The organism is Rubrobacter taiwanensis, from assembly GCF_004337705.1.
Lineage (GTDB): Bacteria > Actinomycetota > Rubrobacteria > Rubrobacterales > Rubrobacteraceae > Rubrobacter_C > Rubrobacter_C taiwanensis.
Genome location: NZ_SKBU01000035.1, coordinates 1 through 659 on the forward strand (window position 1 = coordinate 1; position 659 = coordinate 659).

General features: G+C 65.3%; 1 protein-coding gene. It reads left to right on the forward strand.

Translation table 11 applies throughout. The annotated features are described in order from the left end of the window. Positions 1–2 precede the first annotated feature (2 nt). Positions 3–659 carry a zinc metallopeptidase gene (locus E0L93_RS14220; protein ID WP_132692746.1) on the forward strand — a complete coding sequence of 219 codons (657 nt, stop codon included), beginning with the start codon at positions 3–5 and terminating at the stop codon, positions 657–659.

Below are 659 nucleotides of genomic sequence, written 5' to 3' on the forward strand. Positions count from 1 at the left end.
TGATCGTGGGTGCCATAATCTCCGGCATCGCGGCGCTCTGGGTGCGCAGCGCGTACTCCAAGTACTCCAAGGTTGCGAGCGCCAGCGGGCTCACCGGGGCGCAGGCGGCGCGCATGATTCTGGACCAGAACGGGCTCGGCCACGTCAAGGTGGAGCCGGTGGCCGGGCAGCTCACCGACCACTACGACCCTGGGGCGAAGGCCGTGCGGCTTTCGGAGAGCAACTACAACGGCCGGACGGTAGCCGGCGTCAGCGTGGCGGCGCACGAGTGCGGCCACGCCATCCAAGACGCCACCGGCTACCTGCCCATGAAGCTGCGGGCGGGGCTCTTTCCGATTGTGAACTTCGGGGCCCAGCTGTGGTTTCCGCTCTTTTTCATGGGGATAATTTTGGGGGTTGGCACGGCTACTGGGCAGTTGCTCATCCAGCTGGCGATCATTGCGTTTGCGGCGGTGCTGCTCTTCCACATTGTGACGCTGCCGGTGGAGATCAATGCCTCAACCAGGGCCTATGGCCTGCTCACCCGCTACGGCATTCTGGGCCGTTCGGAGACGGAGGGGACGCGGCGGGTGCTTACGGCGGCGGCGTTCACCTACATTGCGGCGGCTCTGACGGCGCTTCTGACGCTGCTGTACCTGATCCTGATCAGCCGCCAGTAG